Genomic DNA, 24,420 nt, shown 5'->3' with positions numbered 1-24,420 from the left:
ACGGGTGATCAACGGATGGGCCAACCGTACATCAGGCCGCCCTGCTTCCATTGGGCGTTCAGGCCGCGAGGCAGCTTCATCGGGCTGTCCTGCCCGAGATTGCGTTCGAAGCTTTCACCGTAATTGCCGACCTGCTTGATGATGTTGTAGGCCCATTTGTCGTCCACGCCGAGGTTCTTGCCCATGCCCGGCGTCACGCCCAGGATGCGCTGCACATTGGGATTGGTGCTTTTCAGCATCGCCTCGACGTTATCCGACTTGACGCCGTATTCCTCGGCTTCCAGCATGGCGTTCAGGGCCCAGCGCACCACGTTGAACCACTGGACATCGTCCTGCCGCACCATGGGGCCGAGCGGCTCCTTGGAGAAGTCCTCCGGCAGGATGACGTACTTTTCCGGTTTCTCCAGCGTGGTGCGCGTAGAGGCGAGCTGCGACTTGTCGGTGGTGAAGGCATCGCAGCGACCGGCCGAAAACGCCCGCACGATCTCATCGTATTTTTCGATGACGACCGGCTTGAAGTCGATCTTGTTGGCGCGGAACCAGTCGGCCAGGTTCAATTCGGTAGTGGTGCCGGGTTGCACACAGACCGTCGCGCCCTTCAATTCCTTGGCGCTCTTGACCCCCAGCTCCTTGGGAACCATCACGCCCTGGCTGTCGTAATAATTGACGCCGGTGCCGATCAGCCCGAGGGTCGTGTCGCGCGTCAGGGTTTCCGTCGTGTTGCGCGTCAGGACATCGATCTCGCCGGACTGCAGCGCGGTAAAGCGCTGCTGGGTGTTCAACGGCGTGACCTTGAACTTGCTCGCATCGTTGAACATGGTTGCCGCAATGGCGCGGCACATATCCACGTCCAGCCCCTTCCATTCGCCCTTGCTGTCGGCGGCGGAAAAGCCCGGCACGCCGGTCGAGACGCCGCACTGGACGAAACCCTTTTTCTTGACGTTGTCGAAGGTCGCGCCGGCGTGGGCCGCGCCAGACAGGGCCAGCAAGGCGGCGCCCAGCGCGGCCGTTTTCCAGGTCTTCATGGTGGTCTCCATTGCGAAGTGGATCGAAGGCGGGGCAAGGGCGCACCATGGGGGCTGTCCACCCGGCAGGAGCCTCGCGCCGGCAGTGCGCGCATCACCCTTTACTGCGGCGCATGGTAGCCCCGCGCAAAAACCAGGGACATGGGGGAAATCCCTGCGGCCCGCGCCGGCAATATAAGGGACGTATCATATGACGGCACAACGGCGCGCGGGATATTCCGCGCGCGTGGCACCGCGCTTCACACGGTACTATTGCGGCTTCATCCGCCTATCCGCCATGATCGAATTCCAGCACGTTTTCAAATCGTATGGACGCGGCCGCAACATCCTGGCCGACATCAACTTCCGCATCACCGCGGGCGAGTTCGTTTTCGTATCGGGGCCGTCGGGCGCCGGCAAATCCACCCTGCTGAAACTGATCGGCGGGCTGGAGCCGCCCAGCCGGGGATCCATCCAGGTGAACGGACAGCGGCTGGACAAGCTGCCACAGCGCGCGCGCCCTTACCTGCGGCGCGCGGTCGGCGTCATCCTGCAGGACACGCACCTGCTCTATGACCGCAATGCCTTCGAAAACGTCATGCTGCCGCTGGCGGTGATCGGCCAGCCGTGGGACTCGGCCGCCGCGCGCGCCCGGGCCGCCCTCGACAAAGTGGGCCTGTCCGGCAAGGAAACCCTGAATCCCATCGAACTATCGGGTGGCGAACAGCAGCGCCTGGCCATCGCGCGCGCCATCGTCAATCGCCCCGCCATCCTGATCGCCGACGAACCGACCGCCAACCTGGACCACGAAAGCGCGCTACGCATCATGAACGTGTTTCGCGACTTCAACCGCGTCGGCGTCACGACGCTGATCGCCTCCCACGACCAGGAACTGATGGCGCATTATGCCCAGCGCGTCCTGCGCATCGAACCGGGCCGCTTCGCCGACCTGTCCAAGGAGGGGCAAGCATGAACGCATGGCTGCGGCAACATCGCTATGCCCTGGGCATCACCCTGCGGCGCATGCTGGCCCAACCGTTCTCCTCGCTGGCCAACCTGATGGTCATGTCGCTGGCGCTGGCGCTGCCCGTGCTGGGCGCGGCGATCCTGGTGTCGGTCCAGCCGGTCGCCCGCCAGTTGTCGGTCACGCCGGAACTGACCGTTTTCATGAAAGTGGGCGCTCCAGACGGCGCGGCCCAGGCGGTGGCGGACCGCATCCGCAAGGATTACAGCGACCAGGTGCGCGACGTCCGCACCGTGGGCCGGGAGGCGGCCCTGGCCGCCCTGCGGCGCAATCCCAGCTGGGCGGAGGCCCTGGCCGTGCTGCCCGGCAATCCGCTGCCCGACGCGGTCGTCGCTACCCTGCGCGACGGCGACGATCTCGCGGGACGGGCGGCCCGCCTGGCGCAGGCCTGGAAAGCCCTGGACCAGGTCGACCAGGTCCAGCTGGACAGCGACTGGGTCCAGCGCATGGAAGCCTTGCTGCGGTTCGGGCGCATCGGCCTGGTATTCCTGGCCGCCTGCGTGGCCGTCGTCGTCCTGGCGACGGTTTTCAATACGGTGCGGATGCAGGCGCTGACCCAACGCGAGGAAATCGCGGTGGCACGCCTGGTGGGGGCGACCGAATCCTTCGTCCGCCGCCCCTTCCTCTACCTGGGCGCGCTCTCCGGGGCCCTGGCCTCTCTGGTGGGCATACTGATCGCGGTACTGGCGCTGGCGCCTTTGAACGACGCCCTGGCGACGTTGGCGCACAGCTACGGGGCCGATTTCGCCCTGCACCTGCCGGAAACCCCATGGCTGGCCGTGGCCGTGGTGGGGGCTGCCGTGCTGGCGGCGTTGTCCGCGCGCTGGTCAGTCACCCGCAGTACCCGCTTTTAGCCCGCTTAATCGACCAAATCGGGCCGCCGCTTCCGTGGAATAGTGGAACGGTTGCCGGCTGGCGCTCCTAGGGGCGCAGGGCGGGTGCGCAAGGGCGCCATCCGCCGGCGTACCGCCCCAGCGGCCTCCGCGGGGGGACCCTTCCGTGGCGGATATCTTCTCAAAGAAAGAAATAAAGCTGAACCTTCAGACAAATTTAGTAATATCGGCACTCCGCCCTATCGCCCTCTAGAAGCCTGACCCGCCATGTCTGCCCGTGACGCCCGCGCGACGCGCCACTATTTTGATAGTGCCTTCAACTATCAGGCAGTCAAAGTGCTGCCCAATGAGTACTACGTGACAGGCGACGACCTGATGATCACCACGGTACTCGGATCCTGCGTGGCCGCCTGTATCCGCGACCCGCAAACCGGCGTGGGGGGCATGAACCACTTCATGTTGCCGGAAGGCGACAGCCAATCGCCCGCCTCGGCCACCATGCGCTACGGCGCCTTCGCCATGGAAGTGCTGATCAACGAAGTCCTGAAGGCGGGCGCCGCGCGCGAGCGGCTGCAGGCCAAGGTCTTCGGCGGCGGCGCGGTGCTGGAGGCCATGCAGCAGATGAACATCGGCGAGCGAAATGGCCAGTTCGTATTGAATTATCTGGCGATGGAAAACATCCCCGTGCTGGCCAAGGACCTGGGCGATGTCTACGCGCGCCGCATCAGTTTCTTTCCCCACGATGGCCGCGTCATGGTGCGCAAGATGACCACCAAGACCCGGGCCACGGAGATCATCGCGAAGCGCGAGGTCGCCGTCGTACAGACACTAAAGGAAAAAACCGCCGCCAAGCCCCGCCTGGAGCTTTTCAACATGCCCGGCCGCACCGCGCGGCGCGCCGCCACTCCCTGAAGCGGCAGCCGCCCCACGGCTGCCTTCGCGGCCTCAGCTTGCCGCCCAGGACACCGTGACAACGATGTCATCGAAACCCGTGTCCGGCGGGTTCTCCCCACCGATCTGAATGGAATAACGGCCGTCCGCGAGAACGGGGGGCCGCCAGCCCAGCAACATCGGGGTCGATTGGCTGTTGTCGACCTCGATGCATATCTGGTTCAGCGGGTTGCCCGGCCCCGCGATCAGGTTCCTGGATCCCGTGCTATGGCCGGCCGGGACCGGGATATTGACGGGCATCTGGCCGGTGATAGTCACGTTTATCGTTTTGGCCGATGTTTCCTTGTTGACGAATGCGACGGTGAAGAACGCATGGTCCGGAACGTTGAAGCAGCATTTCTGTCCGGTCGTCAACGGCGGCGGGGGCGGCGGCGCGTTAGCGGCAGCGACGGAAATGGCCTTCCACCAAACGTCTCCGCCCACGTGCGCATCCAACCCCTGCCGCGAGCCGACCATGTACTGCACCTTCGCATCGCCGAGCGGACCTGGGGCACCCTGGGCCGGGAGGGCGTTGATGACGAGAAACTCGCCGGCGTAATTGCCGTACATAGGAACCGGCGTTCCAGCCAGGCTGCTGGAAAAACAAAAATAAACACCTTCCGGAATGGGGCCGGAAGTCGAAGGCTGTTGCTGCGCCATGAAGATGAGCCACTCTACGTCTGGATTCGTCGAGGGATCGGAACCGTTCTTCGCGATGGCGTTCGACTCCCTTTGGCATTGAAGCAGGCTGGGCGCCTGGTAGGCCTTCGGCCCTGTATATACGACATTGACCGTATCTCCCACCTGCACGTCGCCGGTCTTGGGCTTGTCCAGCGGCGACACGAATTTCCAGGCACCAACCGGTGTTGCGGTCGTTACTGCCTGTCCCGCCTTGTCGAAAGCGAGGTACCCGCCGATCGGCGGCGCGGCGATGGACGTTTGATAACCCAGGCACTGCAGGTATATCGATTCGCCGTACTGAACATCAGCCATGTTGATCTCCGACTTTTGTGAAAACTTCCACGCGTGGGCAGTTTCCCCGCGCCGACGATGCCGGCGTAACGATCAGCCCGCCGAACCCGCCGATTGGCTTGCTTCCCACGACACCGTGACGACGATGTCATCGAGACCCGTGTCCGGTGGGGTTTCCGCACCGATCTGGAAGGAATAGCGGCCGTCCTTGAGAACCGGAGACGTCCAGCCCAGGAACATCGAGGCAGATTGACTGTTCAAGACCTCGATGCATACCTGGTTCTCCGGGGTCCCCGGCCCTGCGACCAGGTTCCTGGACCCTGTGCTATGGCCCTCAGGGACCGGGATATTGACGGGCATCTGCCCGGTGATACTCACCTTTATCGTCTTGGCCGATGTTTCCTTGTTGACGAATGAAACAGTGAAGAGCTGGTGGTCCGGAACGTTGAAGCAGCACTTCTGGCCAGTCGTCAATGGGGGCAATGGCGCGGAACTCTGTTGAACTGCAACAAGCTTCCACCATGGGTCGCCTCCCAAGCCTGCGTTCAAGGCTTGCCGCGTGTGGACCATATACAACCCGCCCTGAATATCTTGGGCAGCGCTGATATTCTGAATGCACAGAAACTCGCCTATGGCGTCTTGGCCCGCCGCCGGTACTGGCTTTCCCGCGAGACTGCTGGAGAAGCACAAAAAGGAATTCTCGATGGGAATGGCCTGGGGGGTCGGCCCGCCTGCGATAGCCGCGTTAGCCACAGCGTAGATTATCCACGTCAGGCTGAGATCTCCTGGTTGGTTGCCGGCGTGGGCTTGCGTGTTTGACTCCTTCACGCACTGAAGCTCCTTGCCGGCCACGGATTTCGGCGAAACACCCACAATCCTGACGGTGTCCCCGACCATCACGTAGCCTTTCCCTTTGCCGTCCACGGATTCGAATTTCCAGGTCGCCTCCGGACCCACGGTTGTTACCGCTTTCCCCGCCCCGTCGAAAGTAAGATACCCGCCGGCAGGCGGCAGGGTAATGCTGGGCTGGTAGCCAAGACCCTGAAGCTGGAACGTATCGCCATACTGAAGGTCGCTCATCGATAACTCCGGATCAGGTCATGAAGCAATCTGGAACTCCGGTTTTCATGACCGGTCAATCTGATTTCAGACATCCGGCGGAACTGTATTTCCCGGGCAGCATTGCTTCCGTGCATGCGAAAGAAGCAGCGGCTTCCCGCCGTCATCCATAGTTTGCGCACGGGCCGCAGCCGACACGAGGCCGCGGCCATAATATTTTGTGTCAGCGTATTTATGACATGGGCTGAATGCGCCGCGCCGCGGCAATACTCCAGCAGGTGGCCGCCTGCTACATTTTCCGGCTGGCACGCAAATACCGCGTCGGCAAAGCGCCTGCATTATTGGGCAGAGACAGCCTGATCAGTTTTATTGAAGTTGAACTTGAAGTGCCCATTCTGGTTCGCTGGCAGGGTTATCTGTATGACCGGAACGAACTCCCCAGTCACGTTGAAGTAATCCGTCTGGTCTTTCCGGGCGTAGTTCCATCCCGCACTCTGCTGGGCGCCGACATAGAAGAAAGACTGAATGGGTAATGCTTCAGGGGCGGTTCCCTTCCATTGCTGGATCCGCAACTCATTATGATCGGCGAAAGCAGCACTGCCCAGCAGTCCCATCGCGGCGATCATCTGGTTGAATGCGTCGGCAATGTCATACTGCGCCGAAGTAGCCACGTCGAAGCCGCATTGATACAGCTTCGGATTGTGGTAGGTTGATGCTTGATAATGTTTGTACCACTGCTCCGCCGTGGTGATGTTCTGTATCTGGCATAAGTCCCCGGCCGCCCCGCCATCGGATTCCCCGGTGGTCGGCCGGCCGCACCCGATGGGTGCACCGCGGTAGTCCGTCCATCCGTCAATGGGGAAAGCGCATATTACATTTAACTTGGTTTTTCTATCGGGGCCTTGATACTTATATTCGCCAATAGTCGGATAGAGCGTGAATCCGCTGGCCTTCCCGACTGGCATACTTTGGAATATCGAGTCTTTACGGATATACGAAAACGAGACTCCGCCAGTCGTGACGTCTTCCGGCGAGACATCCCAGGAGTTATAGTTCTGGCCCGGCGTGGCTGCCCGTATGATGATACCCGTGCAGAAAAACGCCGGTAGCGTCGTCTTGCCGAGCTTCCCGCAATCCGTCAGATTGTCGTCGTTGTAATAGAGCTCCGTCATATCGGACGCCGTATGCTCGGAGTCCTTCACCCTAGGCTGGGTTATGGCAGGCCCTTTGTCCTGTGCATGCGCCCACGGCGCGGCTGCAAGCAAGAGCAAGGCAGCAAAAGCAATACCCGAATGGAGTTTCATGAAGCCCCCAAAGGCTTAAATACTGGGATGTTTGCGCACGCCCGATGCACTGGACGCAAGGCTGCATCCAGTTTCCTGGGCGTGCCTCGGCCTACGAGCAGGCTGCAGGCCGCGCCGCCGCACATTCCCTATCAGGAAGAAGGCGGAGAAACAACCTGGTCGTCTTTGTAATAGTGGAAGCTGTAGTTATCGCTCTGGTTCGCCGGCGTATTTATCTTTATGACGGGGATAAATTCCTTGTACTTATCGTAGTAAGCCTTCTGGTCCGCCCGCGCGGCCGCCCACTCTTTGCCTTTATCGTGACCGATATAGAAGAAGGATTGAATGGGCAGCTTCCTGCCCCAATCCTCGCCCGACACTTTAATCCTGAGCTCGTTATGCTCGTAAAACGAGGTGGAACCCAGCAGTTTCATGGCGTCGATCATCTGCATAAACGCCTTGGCGGCGCCAGGTGCCGTCGGCCGCACATCGAATCCGCACTGATACAACTTCGGGTTTTGGTACGTTGACGCCTTGTAATGCTTGTACCATTCCTCGGCCGTGGTGATCTTCTGCTCGTCGCAGAGACGTCCGGCCTTGCCGTGGTCGGTTTGGTTGGTCGGCTTGCCGCATCCGTTAGGGGCACCCCGCTCTTCGGTCCATCCATCCAGCGGAAAGGCGCATACGACCTGCACTTCCTCCTTTCCCCTGCCCTTATATTTATATTTCCCCATCGCCGGATATAAGGTGTATCCGCTCCCCTCGCCCTTTACCAATCCGGCGAATTTCGAATCCTTCCGAAGATAGGAGAAAGATATTCCATCCGCGGCCACATCGTTCGGTGGCGCATCCCAGGAGTTATAACCGGGGCCGGACACGGCCGCGCGTATGATGATGCCCGAGCAGTAAAATGCGGGTAGCGCGTCCCCGCTCGGACCTTTGCCGCAATGCGTGGTGTTTCCGTCGTCATAATAAAGAGCGGTCATGTCCGAGGCCGTGTGGGAACTTCCATCCCGCACTGTTGCACGTGCGTCCGCACTCGATTTATCCTGCGCGTGCGCGCCCGGCGTAACCACGAGCAATGCCAGGGCAAGCATGGCATTGCCCAATTGAAGGAATTTCATATCAGTCTCCCAAGTCAGGTCAGGAACCGCTGGAACGCCGCCGCGGCGACGACAAGTGCCGAACCCGCGCAGCCGCAGCCCAACATCTGTCGCGCCATCCTGGCCTGGCGCCGCCATGGCGACTGTTTCCGAAGCGCTTTTTCCTTTTGATATGCGGCCTTGGGGATGTACAAGCTATGTGTCAACTTGTACGTGCGGTGCTTTCGAACAGGCGCCAGGAAGGCAAAAAAAACCGGCGGCCTCAAAGAAGGGCCGCCGGTCACCGATATATATCGCTGCATCGATAAGACGTTACTTCGCAGGTGGCGGAGGCGGGGGTGGAATCACCTGGTCGTCGTCGTAATAGTGGAAGCTATAGTCGTCTTTCTGAGTCAAGGGCACCTTCACCTTGACGATCGGAACGAATTCGCCGGTCGCATTGAAATAGTCAGTCTGGTCCTTGCGCGCGTTGGTCCATCCCACACCTTTGTCCACGCCGATATACCAGAAAGACTGTATGGGCACCTCGGCATTCCAGGACTCAGGCCAAGCCTCCACTCGAATTTCGGTGTGGTTGGCAAACCCGACCGGCCCCAGCTTTTGCACGGAATAGATCATTTGCATGAATGCATCGGCGGCATTGACGTTCTCGCCACTGACCATGGCCGGCGTGCCGCCGGCTCTGACGTCAAAGCCACATTGCAGCTCCATCGAGCCGCCGGTTTTCTCGTAATACTTTATCCATTGATCCGCTGTGTAGACGCCAAGGCCCTGGCACAGGGGCCCGGTCACTCCGGGCGCCGATACGCCGCAGCCGCTAGGCATGCCCCGTATACTTGTCCCTCCATCGACGGGAAACGCGCAGACCAGGTTCAACCGCTTCTTTTGCACGGGGCCTCGGTATCTGTATGGGCCTAGAACCGGATATATTGAAAAACCGTTCTGCGCCAGGATCCATGTGGTTTTCACGTCCGAGCGAACATAGAAGAAAGACACTCCATCGACCTTCTCGTCGACAGGGGATGGACTCCAGGAATAATAGTTGGGGCCCGGAGTGGTATAGCGCAGCAGGAGCCCGGAACATAAATACGCGGGTGCATTCGGTTGCGCACCTCCATCGGAGGCGCAATTCGTCGGCGTACTGTAATAAAGCGCGGTCATGTCCGCCGCCGTATGGGGCGTGGTCGCCGGTGGCGCCACCGGCTCCGCTCCCTGTGCGTGGGCCCACGGTGTGGCCAGAAATAGCGCCAATAAAACACTTCGAAGTTGAAGTTTCACGAAGATCTCCCGGGTTCTGTTAGAGCGTGCGCCACATCGCGGCTGTGCCGTCGGCGCTTCGCTGCCGGCGAGGCCGGCGCAAAGTCCTGCCGGATATCGTGGCGCGTCGCAGCGACGCCCGCCTTTCCCTGGAAGATTTTTCTTTTGATATCCGACCCGACGTATGCTCCGTAGGGCTGCCGCATTGGCTGCGACCCGTGTACGCATCCATCGGCGACAGGATCGAACAGAGTGGTGTGCCCGACCCGACGCAATCGGCATAGGGGTAATCAACTTACCGAGGGACTTGAGCCCCCAGGCGTGCGCTCATGCCGAGCGCACATAAAAAAACGACGCGCACGGCGCGTCGTTCGAAAGAGAAATATCGGCGATGGCTATGCGGCGCGGGCAGCGCCTCCGGCATTCGAATGCGTGCCGCCGGCCAGGCGCTGCAACAACTCCGCCCGCCGGGCCTGCGCTCTCTCTACCGCCGCATCCTTAATGTGACCGTAGCCCCGGATCTCTTCGGGCAGGCTGGCGAGCGACACGGCGATATCCAGATTGCCGCGGCCGAGCCGAGGCAATAGCGCCGCAATGGTGTCGCGGTACTCGGCCACCAGCGCCCGTTCCATACGCCGCTCCTTGGTGTATCCAAAAGGATCGAGCGGCGTGCCGCGCAGGAAGCGCGCCTTGCTCAGCATGCCGAAGGCTTTCATCATCCATGGCCCGAACGAACGTTTGACCAGATGGCCTTGGGCATCGCGGCGTGAGAAGGCCGGCGGCGCCAGATGGAAATTCAGCTTCCAGTCCCCTTCGAATTGCTCGGCGATGCGCCGCAGGAATACCCCATCGCTGTACAGGCGGGCCACCTCGTATTCGTCCTTGTACGCCATCAGCTTGAAGTAGTTTCGCGCCACCGCCTGGGCCAGGCGCGTGGTCCCGATGGCGGCCAGTTCGGCCGTCGCGACCTGCTCGACGAAATCGGCATAGCGGCGCGCGTAGGCCTTGTTCTGGTAGTCGGCCAGGAAACGCTCGCGTCGGCCGACCAGCGAGGCAAGATCCGCCGGCCAGCGTCGAGCCTGGCCGCCATCGCCGCCGGCCAGAGCGGCGCCGCGGCGGATCTCGATAATCTCCGCGCCCGTGGCGCCCGCATCGCCGGCATCGGCAGCGGCCGGCGCAATCAACCGCTGGACCGCGGCCAGGTCCTGCGCAGCGCGGCGTCCCCACGCGAAAGCCGCCTTGTTGTTTTCGACCTGCTGGCCGTTCAGTTCGATGGCGCGCAACAACGCTTCCCGCGCCAAGGGAATCCAGCCCTTTTGATAGGCATAGCCCATCATCAAGGGATTGGCGTAGATAGCGTCGCCCAGCAGACCCACGGCCAGTTCGGCGGCATCGACCGTATCCACCTGCCCCGGCATGCAGGCGCCATCGATATCGCGCTGCAGGCTATCGGACGGCAAGCGCCAATCCGGATTGGAAATGAAAGCGGCGGTGGGCGCCACATCGCTATTGAGCAGCAGGCGCGTGCGTTCCGGCCGCATGCGAGCGAGCGCGTCGCGGCTGCTGGCCACGACAAGGTCTCCGGCCAGCACCAGGTCGGCCTCGCCCATCGCCACGCGCGTGTTGAGCAGATGACCCGGAGACCGGGCCAGGATGACGTGCGAATGCACCGCGCCGCCTTTCTGCGCCAGACCCGCCATGTCCAGCACCGAACAGCCCTTGCCCTCCAGATGCGCGGCCATGCCCAGCAACTGGCCTATGGTGACCACGCCCGTACCGCCCACCCCCGCGATGAACACACCATACGGGCGATCGAGAGCCGGTTGCTCCGGCTCCGGCAAGGTCGCGTCGATGGCTTCCTGGGTACCTATGCCCTTGGGCTTGCGCAGCTTGCCGCCTTCCACCGTTACGAAACTGGGGCAAAAACCGTTCAGGCAGGAGAAATCCTTGTTGCAGCTGGACTGGTTGATCGTGCGCTTGCGGCCGAATTCGGTTTCCAGCGGCTCCACCGACAGGCAATTGGACTTATCCGAACAATCGCCGCAGCCTTCGCATACGCGTTCGTTGATGACCACACGCCGCGCCGGGTCGGGATAGGCGTTGTGCTTGCGCCGCCGGCGCTTCTCCGTCGCACAGGTCTGGTCGTAGATCAGGATGGACACGCCGGGATAGTCGCGCAGTGCGCGCTGGACGCTATCCAATTCGTTGCGGTGCAGGACCGGCACGCCCGGCGCCATGCCGCTCATGTTCTTGTACTTCTCCGGTTCGTCCGTCACCACGACGATTTTCTCGATGCCCTCGGCGGCCAGCTGGCGCGTGATCATCGGTACGCTGATCGGCCCGTCCACCGGCTGGCCACCCGTCATGGCGACCGCGTCGTTGAACAGGATCTTGTACGTGATGGGCGTCTTGGCGGCGACTGCGGCGCGGATGGCAAGCAGACCGGAGTGATAGTAGGTGCCATCGCCCAGATTGGCGAACACGTGTTTTTCATCCGTGAACGGCGCATGGCCCACCCACGGCACGCCCTCGCCGCCCATGTGGGTGAAGAGATCCGTGTTGCGGTCCATCCAGCGAACCATGTAATGGCAACCGATGCCGGCCATGCCGCGCGAACCCTCCGGCAGGCGCGTGGAGGTATTGTGCGGGCAGCCGGAGCAGAACCAGGGCTTGCGCTCGGCCACCACGCGCGGCCGCGACAGGGCGCGTTCGCGCGCATCGATGAAGGCCAGGCGGGCCTCGATGCCGGCGCGCACATCGGCGGGAAGTTCGAACTTCAACAGCCGCGTGCCGATCGCTTTCGCCACGATGGCGGGCGAAAACTCATAGTGGGCCGGCAACAGCCAGTTGCCTTGCGGCACCGCCCATTCGCCGCCGTCCTTGTCGTCGAACTTGCCGACCACGCGCGGAATCTTCTTGCCGCTGCCGATCCAGCCGAACAGTTCCTCTTTCAGCTGGTACTCCAGCACCTGGCGCTTTTCCTCGACCACCAGGATCTCGTCCAGGCCTTCGGCGAAGCGCTGCATGCCGGTGGCTTCCAGCGGCCACACCATGCCCACCTTGAACAGGCGCACGCCGACGCGGCGGCACGTCTCGTCGTCCAGCCCCAGGTCGGCCAGTGCCTGGCGCGTATCCAGGTATGCCTTGCCCGACGTCATGATGCCGAAGCGGGCCGATTCCTGCGGCACCTGCCAGAGTTCGCGGTTCAGGCCGTTGGCCCGGGCATAGGCAAGCGCCGCATACAGTTTGAAGTCCAGCAGGCGCGCTTCCTGTTCCAGCGGCGTATCGGGCAGCCGGATATTCAGGCCGTCCGGCGGCATCTGGAAGTCGTGCGGCAACACGATGCCTACACGGTCCGCGTCGACTTCGACCGATGCCGAAACCTCGACGATGTCGGTAATGCACTTCATGCCCACCCAGACGCCCGCGTAGCGGCTCATGGCCCAGCCATGCAGGCCGTAATCCAGGACTTCCTGCACCGTGGAGGGGAACAGCACCGGGATCAGGCAGGCCTTGAGCAAATGATCGCTTTGGTGCGGCAGCGTGGACGACTTCGCCGGATGATCGTCGCCGGCGACCACCAGCACGCCGCCGTGGCGCGAGGTCCCGGCGGCGTTGGCATGCTTGAATACGTCGCCGCAACGGTCCACGCCGGGGCCCTTGCCGTACCACATGCCGAATACGCCGTCGTAGCGCGCCCCCGGATACAGGTTGACCTGCTGCGATCCCCATACGGCGGTGGCGGCAAGGTCTTCGTTCACGCCCGGCTGGAATACGACGTGGTGGGCCTTCAGGTGCTTGGCCGCCTTCCACATGTTCAGGTCCACGCCGCCCAGGGGCGAGCCGCGATAGCCGGAAATGAACCCCGCCGTATTCAGGCCGGCGCGTGCATCGCGCGTGCGCTGCATCATGGGCAGGCGCACCAGGGCGTGGATGCCGCTCATCCAGGCACGGCCCGTTTCGAGGGAGTATTTGTCGTCCAGCTGGACCGAGTCGAGCGCGGCGCGCTGCGCCGGCGTAAGGGGGGCGTTCATGCAGTCTCCGTTTGTCTTGGATCGCTCGTGCCGGGCGGGGGATCGCCTCTTGTGAAGGCCTACCGGCCGGCATAAACAGTCAACCAGGCTTTTCCATCCTGCCTGTACGGGTGTTTTACTCCTGGGCATGCGGCCGCGCAATCGGTGTTCCCGAGGATGCCATAATCGCGCCATGGACTTCGCAACCCGAATCGCCACCTGGCAGCAGCGCCACGGGCGCCACGACCTGCCATGGCAGAACACCCGGGATCCCTACCGCATCTGGCTGTCTGAAATCATGCTGCAGCAGACCCAGGTGAGCACAGTCATCCCGTACTACGAGCGCTTTCTGGAACGCTTCCCGGACCTGGCGGCCCTGGCCGCCGCCGACCAGGAAGCCGTCATGCCCTATTGGGCCGGCCTGGGCTACTACGCGCGCGCGCGCAACCTGCATCGCTGCGCGCAGGACATCGTGCAGCATTGGGGCGGGTCATTCCCGCCGGAGGCCTCGTCCATCGCCGCGCTGCCGGGCATAGGCCGCTCCACCGCCGCCGCCATCGCGGCCTTTGCCTATGGCGAGCGATCGCCCATCATGGATGGCAACGTCAAGCGCGTGTTTGCGCGCCATTTCGGCATCGCCGGGGACCCGGCGCGGCGCGAAACCGAAATCCGCCTCTGGGCCCTGGCCGACGCGCAACTGGCCGACGGTGCCGGGCACGGCATCGACATGGCGGCCTATACCCAGGGCCTGATGGACCTGGGCGCCACGATATGCACGCGCGGCAAGCCGCTGTGCGACCGCTGCCCCGTGCGCGAAACCTGTATCGCGCGGCGCGACGGCCGCCAGGCGGAACTTCCCACGCCCAAGGCGCGCAAGGTAGCGCCGGAGCGGCGCACGGGCATGCTGGTGCTGGGACATGATGGCCGGATACTGCTGGAACGGCGTCCCTCGCCGGGCATCTGGGGGGGCTTGTGGAGCCTGCCGGAATTCGACGCCGGCCTGGACGCGAGGGCAGCTTGCACCGCCCTGGGCGCCTCGCCGGACACGGTGTTCGAGCTGGCGGCGTTCTCGCATACGTTCACGCACTTTCGCCTGCACGTGCGCTCCTGGTACGTTGCCGTGGCGCAGGCGCGCATCGAACATGAGCGGCCGTGGCAATGGGTGGATGCGGACGCGTGCGCCCGCATCGCCCTGCCCGCGCCGGTGCGCAAGCTCGTGGACGGCCTGTTCGCGGCCGGCTTGCCGGAAGCGCTGCTGGCGCCCGCCGCCGCGACCGGCCCCTAGGTCTTGGTCGATCGATGCCGGTTCACGCTCATCAGCATCCCGCAGGCCACCCCCACGGTCAGCAAGGCGGTCCCGCCATAGCTCATGAACGGCAAGGGCACGCCCACCACGGGCAGGATGCCAGTCACCATCCCGATGTTCACGAACACATAGATGAAGAACATCATCGTCAGCGATCCGCTTAGCAGGCGGGCGAACTGCGTGGTGGCCCGCGTGGCGATGGTCAGGCCGCGGGCGATCAGCAATCCATAAAGCACCAGGATAAGCACGCCGCCATACAGGCCGAATTCCTCCGCGTAAACCGCGAAGATGAAGTCGGTGGTGCGCTCGGGGATGAAGTCCAGGTGCGTCTGGGTGCCTTTCATGTAGCCCTTGCCGTACAGGCCGCCCGACCCCACCGCGATCATCGACTGGATGGTATGGAAACCCTTGCCCAGCGGATCCGAACTGGGATCCAGCAAGGTGCATACGCGATGCTTCTGGTAATCGTGCAGGACGACCCAGTCCACATCCGGCTGGCATAGCTGGTTTTCGTAGCTGACCAGGGCGCCCACGCCGATAACGCCCGCCACAACCACCGGCACCAGCAGCTTGAAGGACAACCCCGCGAAGTAGATGACGCAGAAGCCGGCACCGAACACCAACAGCGCCGTGCCCAGGTCGGGCTGGCGCACGATAAGCAGGAAAGGCACGCCCAGCAGCAGACCGGCGAACAGGAAGTCCCTGATGCGGACCTGCCCTTCATGCCGCTGGAAATACCAGGCCAGCATCAAGGGCAGCGCGATCTTCATCATTTCCGACGGCTGGATGCGCGTGACGCCCAGGTTCAGCCAGCGGGTGGCGCCCTTGCTCGTTTCGCCGAACAGCTCCACGGCCACCAGCAGCGCCACGCCCAGCACGTAGGCCGGCGGCGCGCACTTCATCAAGAGCTTGGGCGGGATCAGCGCCACCACCCACATGGCGAAGAAAGCGATGACGAAATTGCGCGACTGGTCGGCGAAACGCCAATCGGTGCTGCCAACCGCCGAATGCATGACGGTCAGCCCCAGGGCAGTCAGCAGGACCAGGATGAAGAGCATGGGCCAATCGAAGGCCGTGACCACACGCAGCAGGATCAATGCCAGGCGTTTCATCGCGCGGTTCCCGTCATGGCGGCATCCGTATTGACGACGACGGCGGGCTGGCGTGGCGGCATGTCGGACTGATTGAGCGCGGCATCGGGCCGGCGCGGCGGGCGATCGGGCCTGTTGTCCGCGAGCCTGGTGGGGGAGGATGGCGCAGCCGGCCTGACCGCGGCGACGGCCGGCCGCGGGCCGGGTTTGCCCGCCGCGACGTCTGTCTGCTGGCCCGGTTTGCCCGCCGCCACGTCCGGCTGCCTGGGTGGCGTATCCGGATGTTCCTGGACGAGCCAGGCATCGAACACCTTGCGGGCGATCGGCGCGGCGGCGCTGGCGCCCCAGCCGGCGTTTTCCACGATCAGCGCGACAGCGATGCGCGGATGGTCCACCGGCGCGAAACCCATGAACAAGGCATGGTCGCGCAGGCGTTCGTCGACGGCGCTGGCGTGGTAGCGCGCGCCACGCAGGCTGTAGACCTGCGCCGTGCCGGTCTTGCCGGCGGCCTGGTACGCGGCGCCGCGAAACGGCTGCCGCGCCGTCCCCACACGGACCACATCCGCCATGGCCCCCTTGACCACGTCCAGGTTCGCCTGGTGCAGCGGTATCTGGTAGGTGGGCGCGGTAGGCGTATCCGTGAGCTTGCCGGTGCGCGGGTCTTCCACCGCATGCACCAGATGAGGCCTGCGATACAGGCCGTTGTCGGCCAGCGTGGAGGTGGCCTGCGCCAGTTGCATGATGGTAAAGGCGTTGTAGCCCTGCCCTACCGCGACCGACACCGATTCGCCGGCGTACCAGCGCTGTTTGTCCTTGTCCTTGTAGGCCGCGCGTTTCCAGGCGGTCGAGGGGAGCACGCCGCGCTTTTCGCCGTCCAGGTCGATGCCGGTGATCTGCCCGAAACCGAACTGCTTGGTGAAATCGTGCAGGGCATCCACGCCGATCTCCGGCCCCAGCGAAAAGAAGTAGGTATCCGAGGACACCACCAGGGCCTTGTGCATATCGGTGGGCCCGAACACCGCGCCCGCCGCGTTGCGGAATTTCTGCCCGCCGAACTCGAAATAGCCGGGGTCCGAGATACGATCGGTCGCGCGGCGCTTGCCCAGCTCCAGGGCCGCCATGGCAACGAAAGGCTTGTACGTCGATCCGATCGGATAGGTGCCGTAGATGGGCCGGTTGATCAGGGGATGGTCCGGCGATTCGTTCAGCATGCGCCAGCTGTCCACGTCGATGCCGTCGACGAACAGATTCGGGTCGAACGACGGTTGCGAGACGAAGGCCAGCACTTCGCCGGTGTCCGGATCCAGCGCGACCAGGGCGCCACGCTGGTCGCCGAAGGCTTCCTCGGCGACTTTCTGCAGCCGCAGGTCGATGGACAGCTCGATGTCCGAACCTGGTACCGGGTCGATGCGGCGCAGGGTCCGCACGGGTCGCCCGCCCGCGGTCACTTCGACTTCTTCGAGTCCGGTACGGCCGTGCAGTTGGGTTTCCCAGCTTTTCTCGATGCCCTTCTTGCCGATGACATCGGTGCCGCGGTAGTTGCCCAGCTGTCCGTTGGCTTCCAGTTGCTCGATATCGCCGTCGGAGATACGGCCGATATACCCCACCACGTGCGCCGCCGCTTTGCCCTCCGGATATTCGCGCACCCAGCGGGCGCGCAGCTCCACGCCGGGAAACTGGAAAGCATGAGCGGCGAACCAGGCAGCCTCGGTATCGTTCAGGTTGTCGCGCAGCGTCAGCGTCGCGTAGCGGCTGTTCTCCGCGATGCGCCGCTTCAGCCTGCGCTGATCCGAAGGACTCACGTAGACCACAGGGGTCAGCGCCTTGAATAGCGCATCGATATTGCCCACCTGCGCCGGCACGATGTCCAGGGTGTACGTGCGGTAGTTACGCGCCAGCACGACGCCATTGCGGTCCAGGATTTCGCCGCGCCGCGGCGGGATAGGCACCACGGCGATCCGATTGCGGTCCGCGCGCTCGGACAAGCCCTCGTAGCGGTCCACCTGCAGCATCCAGAAGCGGCCGATGAGCAGGCTGAAGCACAGCAGCGCCGCGATACCGCCCACCCAGGCGCGCAGTCGGAAGCGCTGTTTCTGCTGCGCGCCGGTTTTCTTGAATTCAAACATGTCTGGAAAGGATCAGACCGAGGGCGATTCGGCATCGTCGGCGCCACGCGTCGGCAGATGCAGGAGCCAACCCACAACGGGCCACAGCGCGGCGGTGAGCGCCGTACCGATGGCCCAGTCCCAGCCCGGCCATCTCCCGGCGATCCACGCCTTGATCAGTACCGTCAGCAGCCGCGCCACGAAGAAGATGGGTAGCATGTGCATCGCCTGGCTCCACAGGTCGAAGCGCTGCAGGCGGCGATGCAGGATGACGGCGCCGTAGGCGACCACGGTATAGGAAAGGGCATTGCCCCCCAGCACCCCGGCATCGTGCACGTCCATCAGCAGGCCGAAGGCGAAAGCGGTCACCATGCCGATGCGCCGCGGTTCGTGCACGCACCAGAACGCGATCACCAGGATCAGGATATCGGGCGATTGTTCCCACAGCCGCCATGGCAGCAGCGAGATCAGCCAGACGACGAACACCGACCCCCACACCATGACGGGATGCGCGGGGCGTGCGACGCGTTCGGGTTCGACCGTCCGGCGCGGGCGCAGGACCGCGCCCTGGGATTCACTCCGGTTTATCGGACTCAATGGAGTCGGCCTCCTTGCGGTTGACTTCGGCGCGCTTGACGTCGACTTGCAGAACGAGGAAGTGCCGGTACCGTTCCGGATGGGCCAGCGGCTCGACCAGAGCGCGGGCGAAGCCGGACGCGGTATCGCGTTCGACCTTCGTCACCCTGGCCACCGGCAATCCCGCCGGGAACAAGCCGCCGACACCGCTGGTGATAATAGTATCGCCCTCTTTGATGTCGGCATTGACCGCGAGATAGCGAACTTCCATCTTGCCGGGCTGGTTGCTGCCGAAAGCGATCAGTCGGAGGCCGTTTCGCAGGATCTGCACCGGGATGGACACCTGTTCATCGGTGACCAGCGCCGCTTCGGCGGTCATGGGCGTCACCCGCACGATCTGGCCCACCACGCCGCCTTCGTCGATGACCGGCATGCCGGGAGCCAGCCCCTGGCGGCTGCCCTTGTTGAACACCAGCCGCTGATTGAAGGCGTTGGGCGGTTCGTAGAGGACCTCGACCACCACCGCCTGCTGCGACAAGGTATCGGTCACACCCAGCAGCCGGCGCAACTGGGCGTTTTCCGCGGCCATCTGGGCGGCATGGGTGGCGACCTGCGCCAGCTCGATACGCTGGCGCTGCAGGGCTTCGTTTTCGGAACGAACCAGGTTGGCGGCGTTGTACCACTCGTTGATCTGCTGGACCACGTCGCGCGGCAGCAGGACGGCGCGCTGGAAGGGATACAGGGCGACCGACACGACCCGTCGCACGGGTTCGAGCACGCGCCACTGCGAATCGCTCACCAATAGCGCCAGCGCCAGAACGACCAGGATGGCCAGCCTGGCTTCGGCCGGCAGGCCGTGTCGGAACAGCCGCGGTGTGGTGGCGTTAAGTTGGGGCATGGATACTCACGGGCTTATGGCCCGGTGCCGGCCGCCCACCGTAGCCGCTTCGGGCGAAGCGGCCGCGGCCAGGCGCATGGATCAATCGTTGATGAAAATGGCGCCAAGCTTTTCCAGGTGTTCGAGCGCTTCGCCGCAGCCTCGAACCACGCACGTCAGCGGATCGTCCGCCACCACCACCGGCAGGCCGGTTTCTTCCTGCAGCAGGCGGTCCAGATCGCGCAGCAACGCCCCGCCCCCGGTCAGCGCGATGCCCTTGTCGGTGATGTCGGCGCCCAGTTCCGGCGGCGTTTGCTCCAGCGCGATCTTCACGGCCGACACGATCTGGTTCAGCGGATCGGTCAGCGATTCGAGGATCTCGTTGGACGACACCGTAAAGCTGCGCGGCACCCCTTCGGCCAGGTTGCGGCCCTTGACTTCGATTTCACGGACTTCCGATCCGGGGAAAGCCGAACCGATCTGCTTCTTGATCAATTCGGCAGTCGGTTCGCCGATCAGCATGCCGTAATTGTGGCGGATGTAGTTGACGATGGCTTCGTCGAACTTGTCCCCACCGACGCGCACCGACCCCTTGTACACCATGCCGCCCAGCGAAATGACCGCGACTTCCGTCGTGCCGCCCCCGATGTCCACGACCATGGAGCCGCTGGCGTCGGAAACCGCCAGGCCGGCGCCGATGGCCGCGGCCATGGGTTCCTCGATCAGGTAGACGTGGGAGGCACCCGCGCCCAACGCCGATTCGCGGATGGCGCGGCGTTCGACCTGGGTGGAACCGCAGGGCACGCACACGATGATGCGCGGGCTGGGCGCCAGCATATTGCGGGGGTGCACCATGCGGATGAACTGCTTGAGCATCTGCTCGGTAACGGTGAAGTCGGCGATCACGCCGTCCTTCATGGGGCGGATGGCTTCGATATTGCCGGGCACCCGACCCAGCATCTGCTTGGCCTCGTGGCCGACGGCCTGGATGATTTTCTTGCCGTTCGGTCCGCCTTCGTGGCGGATCGCGACTACGGATGGCTCATCCAGCACGATGCCTTTGCCGCGAACGTAGATCAGCGTATTGGCCGTGCCGAGGTCGATCGCCATATCGCTGGAAAAATAACTACGCAGGAATCCGAACATGGATATAGGCTCAGCTAGATCAAGGAATTTGGGACATGACTGCGACCGGACGCCAGCCAGAACGGCGCGCCTGCGGGTGCAGCGATTAAACCGTGAATGATAACTTATAATTTCAGGGGAAATAGACCGCAATTCCCGGCTATTCCAGGCTTTGTTACTACTGCTGGCCTGTCATGTAACGGCTGCTTCGGCGGCTCCACATTTTTTACACCTCCCCCATGGCGCTAAACGACGAAGACGTGGCCCGCATCGCCCGGCTGGCCAGAATCGAGCTCACTCCCGAACGGCGCGCGCATGCGCTGCAGGAGCTCAACGGCATGCTCCATATTATCGAGCGCCTGCAGCAGGAAGACACCGAAGGCGTCGAACCCATGGCGCACCCCCTGTCCGCGCTCGAAGACGTGGCGCTGCGCCTGCGCGAAGACCGCGTGACGGAAACCGGCTCGGAAAGCGAACGGGCGGCGCTGATGCGCAATGCCCCGGAAGCCCAGGACGGCCTGTTCCTGGTCCCCAAGGTGCTGGAGTAGTCATGAGCAAACCCGCACTGCATACCCAATTCGCCGATATCGCCGCCCTGCGGCAGGCGCTGGACCGGCGCGAGGTCAGCGCCGTCGACCTGGCCTCCAGCGCCCTGGACGCCGCGCAATCGGCGTCGGCCCTGAACGCCTTCCTGCACATCGACGCCGACCTGACCCTGGAACAGGCCCGCGAGGCCGACGCCGCCCTGGCGGCCGGCACCGCCGGGCCGCTGACCGGCGTCCCGATCGCCCACAAGGACGCCTTCGTCACCCGCGGCTGGCGCACCACCGCCGGCAGCCGGATGCTGGACGGCTACCTCAGCCCCTTCGACGCCACGGTGGTCGAACGCCTGCGCCAGGCGGGCGCGGTGTCCATCGGCAAGCTCAATTGCGATGAATTCGCCATGGGCTCGGGCAACGAGAACTCCGCCTTCGGCCCCGTGCGCAACCCCTGGGATACCGCGGCGGTGCCCGGCGGCTCGTCGGGCGGCTCGGCCGCCGCCGTGGCGGCGCGCCTGGTGGCGGCGGCCACCGGCACCGATACCGGCGGCTCCGTGCGGCAGCCCGCCGCGCTGTGCGGCGTGACCGGCATCAAGCCCACCTATGGCACGGTATCGCGCTTCGGCATCGTCGCGTTCGGTTCCAGCCTGGACCAGGCCGGCCCCCTGGCGGCCAGCAGCCGCGACGCCCTCGCCCTGCTGGACGCCATGGCGGGCTTCGATCCGCGCGACGCCACCAGCGTCGAACGCTGCGGCAAGGACGCCAACGAACCGGGTCGCGTACGGCGCGACTTCGATGCCGCCCAGGCCGCCTACGATGCCGCCGGCGGCCGACCGCTGGCCGGGCTGCGCATCGGGGTGCCGGCCGAATACTTCGGCACGGGGCTGTCCGATGAAGTGCGCGCGGCGGTCGAGGCCGCCCTGGCGCAGTTCGAGGCCCTGGGCGCCCGCCGCGTCGATATCTCGCTGCCGCGCACCGAACTGGCCATCCCGGCCTACTACGTGATCGCGCCGGCCGAGGCATCCAGCAACCTGGCGCGCTACGACGGCGTGCGCTACGGCCATCGCGCCGCGCACTACGGCGACCTGACGGAAATGATCAGCCGCTCCCGCGCCGAAGGCTTCGGCGACGAAGTGCGGCGGCGCATCCTGATCGGCACCTATGTGCTGTCGCATGGCTATTACGATGCCTACTACCTGCAGGCGCAGCGCCTGCGCCGGCTGATCGCTCAGGATTTCCAGAGCGCCCTCGCGCAATGCGACGTCATCATGGGGCCCGTGGCGCCGACGGTTGCCAAGGATATCGGCGAAAACCGCGACGACCCCACCGCCGACTGGCTGGCCGACGTTTACACGCTGGGCGTCAGCCTGGCGGGCCTGCCCGCCATGTCGGTGCCCTGCGGCTTCGGTGGCGGCGCCCATGCCCGCCGCCCCGTCGGCCTGCAGATCATCGGCAATTACTTCGACGAAGGACGCCTGCTGGCGATCGCCGACCGCTACCAACACGTGACCGACTGGCACCAGCGTGCGCCGGAATAGCCCACCCCCGAAGCGCTGCGCGCTTCCCCCTCAAGGGGGCGACGCCAGCGGACCGGAGGGAAGACCCACCCCCGAAGCGCTACGCGCTTCCCCCTCGAGGGGGCGACGCTGGCGGACCGGCAAAGCCGGATCCGCTGCGTCCCGGATCGGCTACACCTTTTATTGTGAAGGACTGCTGTAATGGAGCCTGCCCCCGAAGGGCTGGCGCGCCGGCAAAGCCGCTGGCAGACCGGCGAAGCCGGATTCGGGGTGTCCCCGAACGGGGTATACCCATTTCATGCGTCGCGGATGGCGCAAAGAGCAATGGATTACTGACATGAACTGGGAAATCGTCATCGGCCTGGAAACGCACACCCAGCTTTCCACCGACTCGAAAATTTTTTCGGGCAGCAGCACGCGCTTCGGCGCCGCGCCCAACATGCAGGCCAACCTGGTCGACCTGGCGCTGCCCGGCAGCCTGCCCGTGATGAACCGGGCCGCCGCCGAACGGGCCATCCGCTTCGGGCTGGCGGTCGGCGGAAGCATTTCGCCGCGCTCCATTTTCGCGCGCAAGAACTACTTTTACCCCGACCTGCCCAAGGGCTACCAGATCAGCCAGTACGAGATCCCGGTCGTGGTCGGCGGCGCCATCTCGTTTTTCGTCGGCGAAACCGCCAAAACGGTACAGCTGACGCGGGCCCACCTGGAAGAAGACGCCGGCAAATCCCTGCACGATGAGTTCCACCTGGCCAACGGCGCGCCGGCCAGCGGCATCGACCTGAACCGCGCCGGCACCCCCCTGCTGGAAATCGTCAGCGAACCGGAAATGCGCTCCGCCGCCGAGGCGGTCGCCTACGCGCGCGCGCTGCACAGCCTGGTCGTATGGCTGGGCATCTGCGACGGCAACATGCAGGAAGGCTCGTTCCGCTGCGACGCCAACGTCTCGGTGCGTCCGATGGGCCAGAAGGAATTCGGCACCCGCACCGAGATCAAGAACGTTAACTCCTTCCGCTTCCTGGAACGCGCCATCGTGTACGAAGCGCGGCGCCAGATCGAGCTGATCGAGGACGGCGGCACGGTGGTGCAGGAAACCCGCCTGTACGATTCGGACCGCGACGAAACCCGCAGCATGCGCAGCAAGGAAGACGCGCACGATTACCGCTACTTCCCCGATCCGGACCTGCCCCCCCTGGTGATCTCGCAAGCATGGGTGGACGAGGTCCGCGCCACCATGCCGGAACTTCCGGCCGACAAACGCGCGCGCTTCGAAAGCGAGCACGGCCTGTCCGCCTACGATGCGGCCCAGCTGACCACCAGCCGCGACATGGCGGACTACTTCGAAGCGGTCGCACGGGCCCTGCCGGCGGGCCAGGCCAAGCAGGCGGCCAACTGGATCATGGGCGAGCTGGCCGCCTCCCTGAATCGCTCCGAAATCGACGTGGCGGCGTCGCCCGTGGCGGCACCGGCGCTGGCGGCCCTGATCGGCCGCATCCTGGACGGTACGATCTCGAACAAGATCGCCCGCGACGTCTTCGCCGGAATGTGGGCGGGAGAACAGGGCGGCCAGCCCGATGCCATCATCGAAGCGCGCGGCCTGAAGCAGATCAGCGACACGGGTGCCATCGGCGCCATGATCGACGACGTGCTGGCCGCCAATCCGGCCGTGGTGGAGGAATACCGCGCAGGCAAGCAGAAGGCCTTCAATTCCCTGGTCGGCCAGATCATGAAGGCCGCCAAGGGCAAGGCGAACCCGCAGCAGGTCAACGACCTGTTGAAGCAGAAGCTGGGGTAGGCGCGCCGCCGCGG

The 24,420-nt window shown here is 64.2% G+C and carries 20 protein-coding genes; 8 read left to right on the top strand and 12 right to left on the bottom strand.

The window, feature by feature from the left end; all coding sequences use genetic code 11:
- Window positions 1-8: 8 nt before the first annotated feature.
- Window positions 9-1,025, bottom strand: coding sequence for an amino acid ABC transporter substrate-binding protein (locus ACO1P8_RS16615; RefSeq protein ID WP_486296985.1), 1,017 nt, complete (start codon window positions 1,023-1,025; stop codon window positions 9-11).
- Between the two features lie 277 nt (window positions 1,026-1,302).
- Between ACO1P8_RS16615 and ACO1P8_RS16610 the strand changes: the two genes are divergently transcribed.
- From ACO1P8_RS16610 to cheD, 3 genes are all read left to right on the top strand, one after another.
- Window positions 1,303-1,977, top strand: a complete 675-nt coding sequence (locus ACO1P8_RS16610) for a cell division ATP-binding protein FtsE (RefSeq protein WP_094844869.1) — start codon at window positions 1,303-1,305, stop codon at window positions 1,975-1,977.
- Window positions 1,974-2,882 (top strand): cell division protein FtsX, encoded by a 909-nt coding sequence (locus tag ACO1P8_RS16605; protein WP_486296984.1) that lies wholly within the window; start codon window positions 1,974-1,976, stop codon window positions 2,880-2,882. Before ACO1P8_RS16610 ends, ACO1P8_RS16605 begins: the two co-directional genes overlap by 4 nt.
- A 246-nt stretch (window positions 2,883-3,128) precedes the next feature.
- Complete coding sequence (cheD, locus tag ACO1P8_RS16600) at window positions 3,129-3,773, top strand: chemoreceptor glutamine deamidase CheD (protein ID WP_094843943.1); 645 nt, start codon at window positions 3,129-3,131, stop codon at window positions 3,771-3,773.
- 33 nt (window positions 3,774-3,806) lie between these two features.
- On the opposite strand, the gene ACO1P8_RS16595 is transcribed toward cheD, so the two are convergent.
- Both ACO1P8_RS16595 and ACO1P8_RS16590 read right to left on the bottom strand, forming a co-directional pair.
- Window positions 3,807-4,784, bottom strand: coding sequence for a fucose-binding lectin II (locus ACO1P8_RS16595; RefSeq protein WP_486296983.1), 978 nt, complete (start codon window positions 4,782-4,784; stop codon window positions 3,807-3,809).
- A 72-nt stretch (window positions 4,785-4,856) separates the two neighbouring features.
- Complete coding sequence (locus ACO1P8_RS16590; protein WP_486296982.1) at window positions 4,857-5,843, bottom strand: hypothetical protein; 987 nt, start codon at window positions 5,841-5,843, stop codon at window positions 4,857-4,859.
- Between the two features lie 20 nt (window positions 5,844-5,863).
- Between ACO1P8_RS16590 and ACO1P8_RS16585 the strand changes: the two genes are divergently transcribed.
- Window positions 5,864-5,995 (top strand): hypothetical protein, encoded by a 132-nt coding sequence (locus tag ACO1P8_RS16585; protein ID WP_486296981.1) that lies wholly within the window; start codon window positions 5,864-5,866, stop codon window positions 5,993-5,995.
- Between the two features lie 165 nt (window positions 5,996-6,160).
- Here the strand turns inward: ACO1P8_RS16585 and ACO1P8_RS16580 are convergent, their stop codons facing one another.
- The 4 genes from ACO1P8_RS16580 to ACO1P8_RS16565 form a co-directional block, all read right to left on the bottom strand.
- Window positions 6,161-7,126 (bottom strand): hypothetical protein, encoded by a 966-nt coding sequence (locus ACO1P8_RS16580; RefSeq protein ID WP_486296980.1) that lies wholly within the window; start codon window positions 7,124-7,126, stop codon window positions 6,161-6,163.
- 131 nt (window positions 7,127-7,257) lie between these two features.
- Complete coding sequence (locus ACO1P8_RS16575) at window positions 7,258-8,229, bottom strand: hypothetical protein (RefSeq protein ID WP_486296979.1); 972 nt, start codon at window positions 8,227-8,229, stop codon at window positions 7,258-7,260.
- A 291-nt stretch (window positions 8,230-8,520) separates the two neighbouring features.
- Entirely contained in the window at window positions 8,521-9,486 is a 966-nt protein-coding gene (locus tag ACO1P8_RS16570; RefSeq protein ID WP_486296978.1) for a hypothetical protein, read from the bottom strand.
- Between the two features lie 374 nt (window positions 9,487-9,860).
- A complete protein-coding gene (locus tag ACO1P8_RS16565) occupies window positions 9,861-13,499 on the bottom strand; it encodes an indolepyruvate ferredoxin oxidoreductase family protein (protein ID WP_486296977.1) in 3,639 nt (1,212 codons plus the stop codon).
- A gap of 172 nt (window positions 13,500-13,671) precedes the next feature.
- On the opposite strand from ACO1P8_RS16565, the gene mutY reads away from it, so the two are divergent.
- Window positions 13,672-14,763: an A/G-specific adenine glycosylase gene (mutY, locus tag ACO1P8_RS16560; RefSeq protein ID WP_486296976.1), complete on the top strand. Its 1,092-nt coding sequence runs from the start codon at window positions 13,672-13,674 to the stop codon at window positions 14,761-14,763.
- Here the strand turns inward: mutY and rodA are convergent.
- The 5 genes from rodA to ACO1P8_RS16535 form a co-directional block, all read right to left on the bottom strand.
- On the bottom strand, window positions 14,760-15,896 hold the full coding sequence (gene rodA, locus ACO1P8_RS16555; protein WP_486296975.1) for a rod shape-determining protein RodA: 1,137 nt from the start codon (window positions 15,894-15,896) through the stop codon (window positions 14,760-14,762). The genes mutY and rodA overlap by 4 nt on opposite strands.
- Window positions 15,893-18,001 (bottom strand): penicillin-binding protein 2, encoded by a 2,109-nt coding sequence (gene mrdA, locus ACO1P8_RS16550; protein ID WP_486296974.1) that lies wholly within the window; start codon window positions 17,999-18,001, stop codon window positions 15,893-15,895. Before mrdA ends, rodA begins: the two co-directional genes overlap by 4 nt.
- Window positions 18,002-18,013: 12 nt before the next feature.
- Window positions 18,014-18,481, bottom strand: coding sequence for a rod shape-determining protein MreD (mreD, locus tag ACO1P8_RS16545; RefSeq protein ID WP_486297083.1), 468 nt, complete (start codon window positions 18,479-18,481; stop codon window positions 18,014-18,016).
- A 73-nt stretch (window positions 18,482-18,554) separates the two neighbouring features.
- Window positions 18,555-19,454 (bottom strand): rod shape-determining protein MreC, encoded by a 900-nt coding sequence (gene mreC / locus ACO1P8_RS16540; RefSeq protein WP_486296973.1) that lies wholly within the window; start codon window positions 19,452-19,454, stop codon window positions 18,555-18,557.
- Between the two features lie 81 nt (window positions 19,455-19,535).
- Window positions 19,536-20,579: a rod shape-determining protein gene (locus tag ACO1P8_RS16535; RefSeq protein ID WP_486296972.1), complete on the bottom strand. Its 1,044-nt coding sequence runs from the start codon at window positions 20,577-20,579 to the stop codon at window positions 19,536-19,538.
- 218 nt (window positions 20,580-20,797) lie between these two features.
- Here ACO1P8_RS16535 and gatC point away from each other — a divergent pair, with 218 nt between their 5' ends.
- The 3 genes from gatC (at window position 20,798) to gatB (ending at window position 24,406) form a co-directional block, all read left to right on the top strand.
- A complete protein-coding gene (gatC, locus tag ACO1P8_RS16530; RefSeq protein WP_486296971.1) occupies window positions 20,798-21,106 on the top strand; it encodes an Asp-tRNA(Asn)/Glu-tRNA(Gln) amidotransferase subunit GatC in 309 nt (102 codons plus the stop codon).
- Window positions 21,107-21,108: 2 nt separating this feature from the next.
- Window positions 21,109-22,635, top strand: coding sequence for an Asp-tRNA(Asn)/Glu-tRNA(Gln) amidotransferase subunit GatA (gene gatA / locus ACO1P8_RS16525; RefSeq protein ID WP_486296970.1), 1,527 nt, complete (start codon window positions 21,109-21,111; stop codon window positions 22,633-22,635).
- A 316-nt stretch (window positions 22,636-22,951) separates the two neighbouring features.
- On the top strand, window positions 22,952-24,406 hold the full coding sequence (gene gatB / locus ACO1P8_RS16520) for an Asp-tRNA(Asn)/Glu-tRNA(Gln) amidotransferase subunit GatB (RefSeq protein WP_486296969.1): 1,455 nt from the start codon (window positions 22,952-22,954) through the stop codon (window positions 24,404-24,406).
- The last annotated feature ends 14 nt before the right edge of the window (window positions 24,407-24,420 follow it).

Source organism: Bordetella sp. (assembly GCF_057362025.1).
The sequence above is the reverse complement of the archived record's forward strand: the minus strand, read 5'-3'. Positions and strand labels throughout refer to the sequence as shown.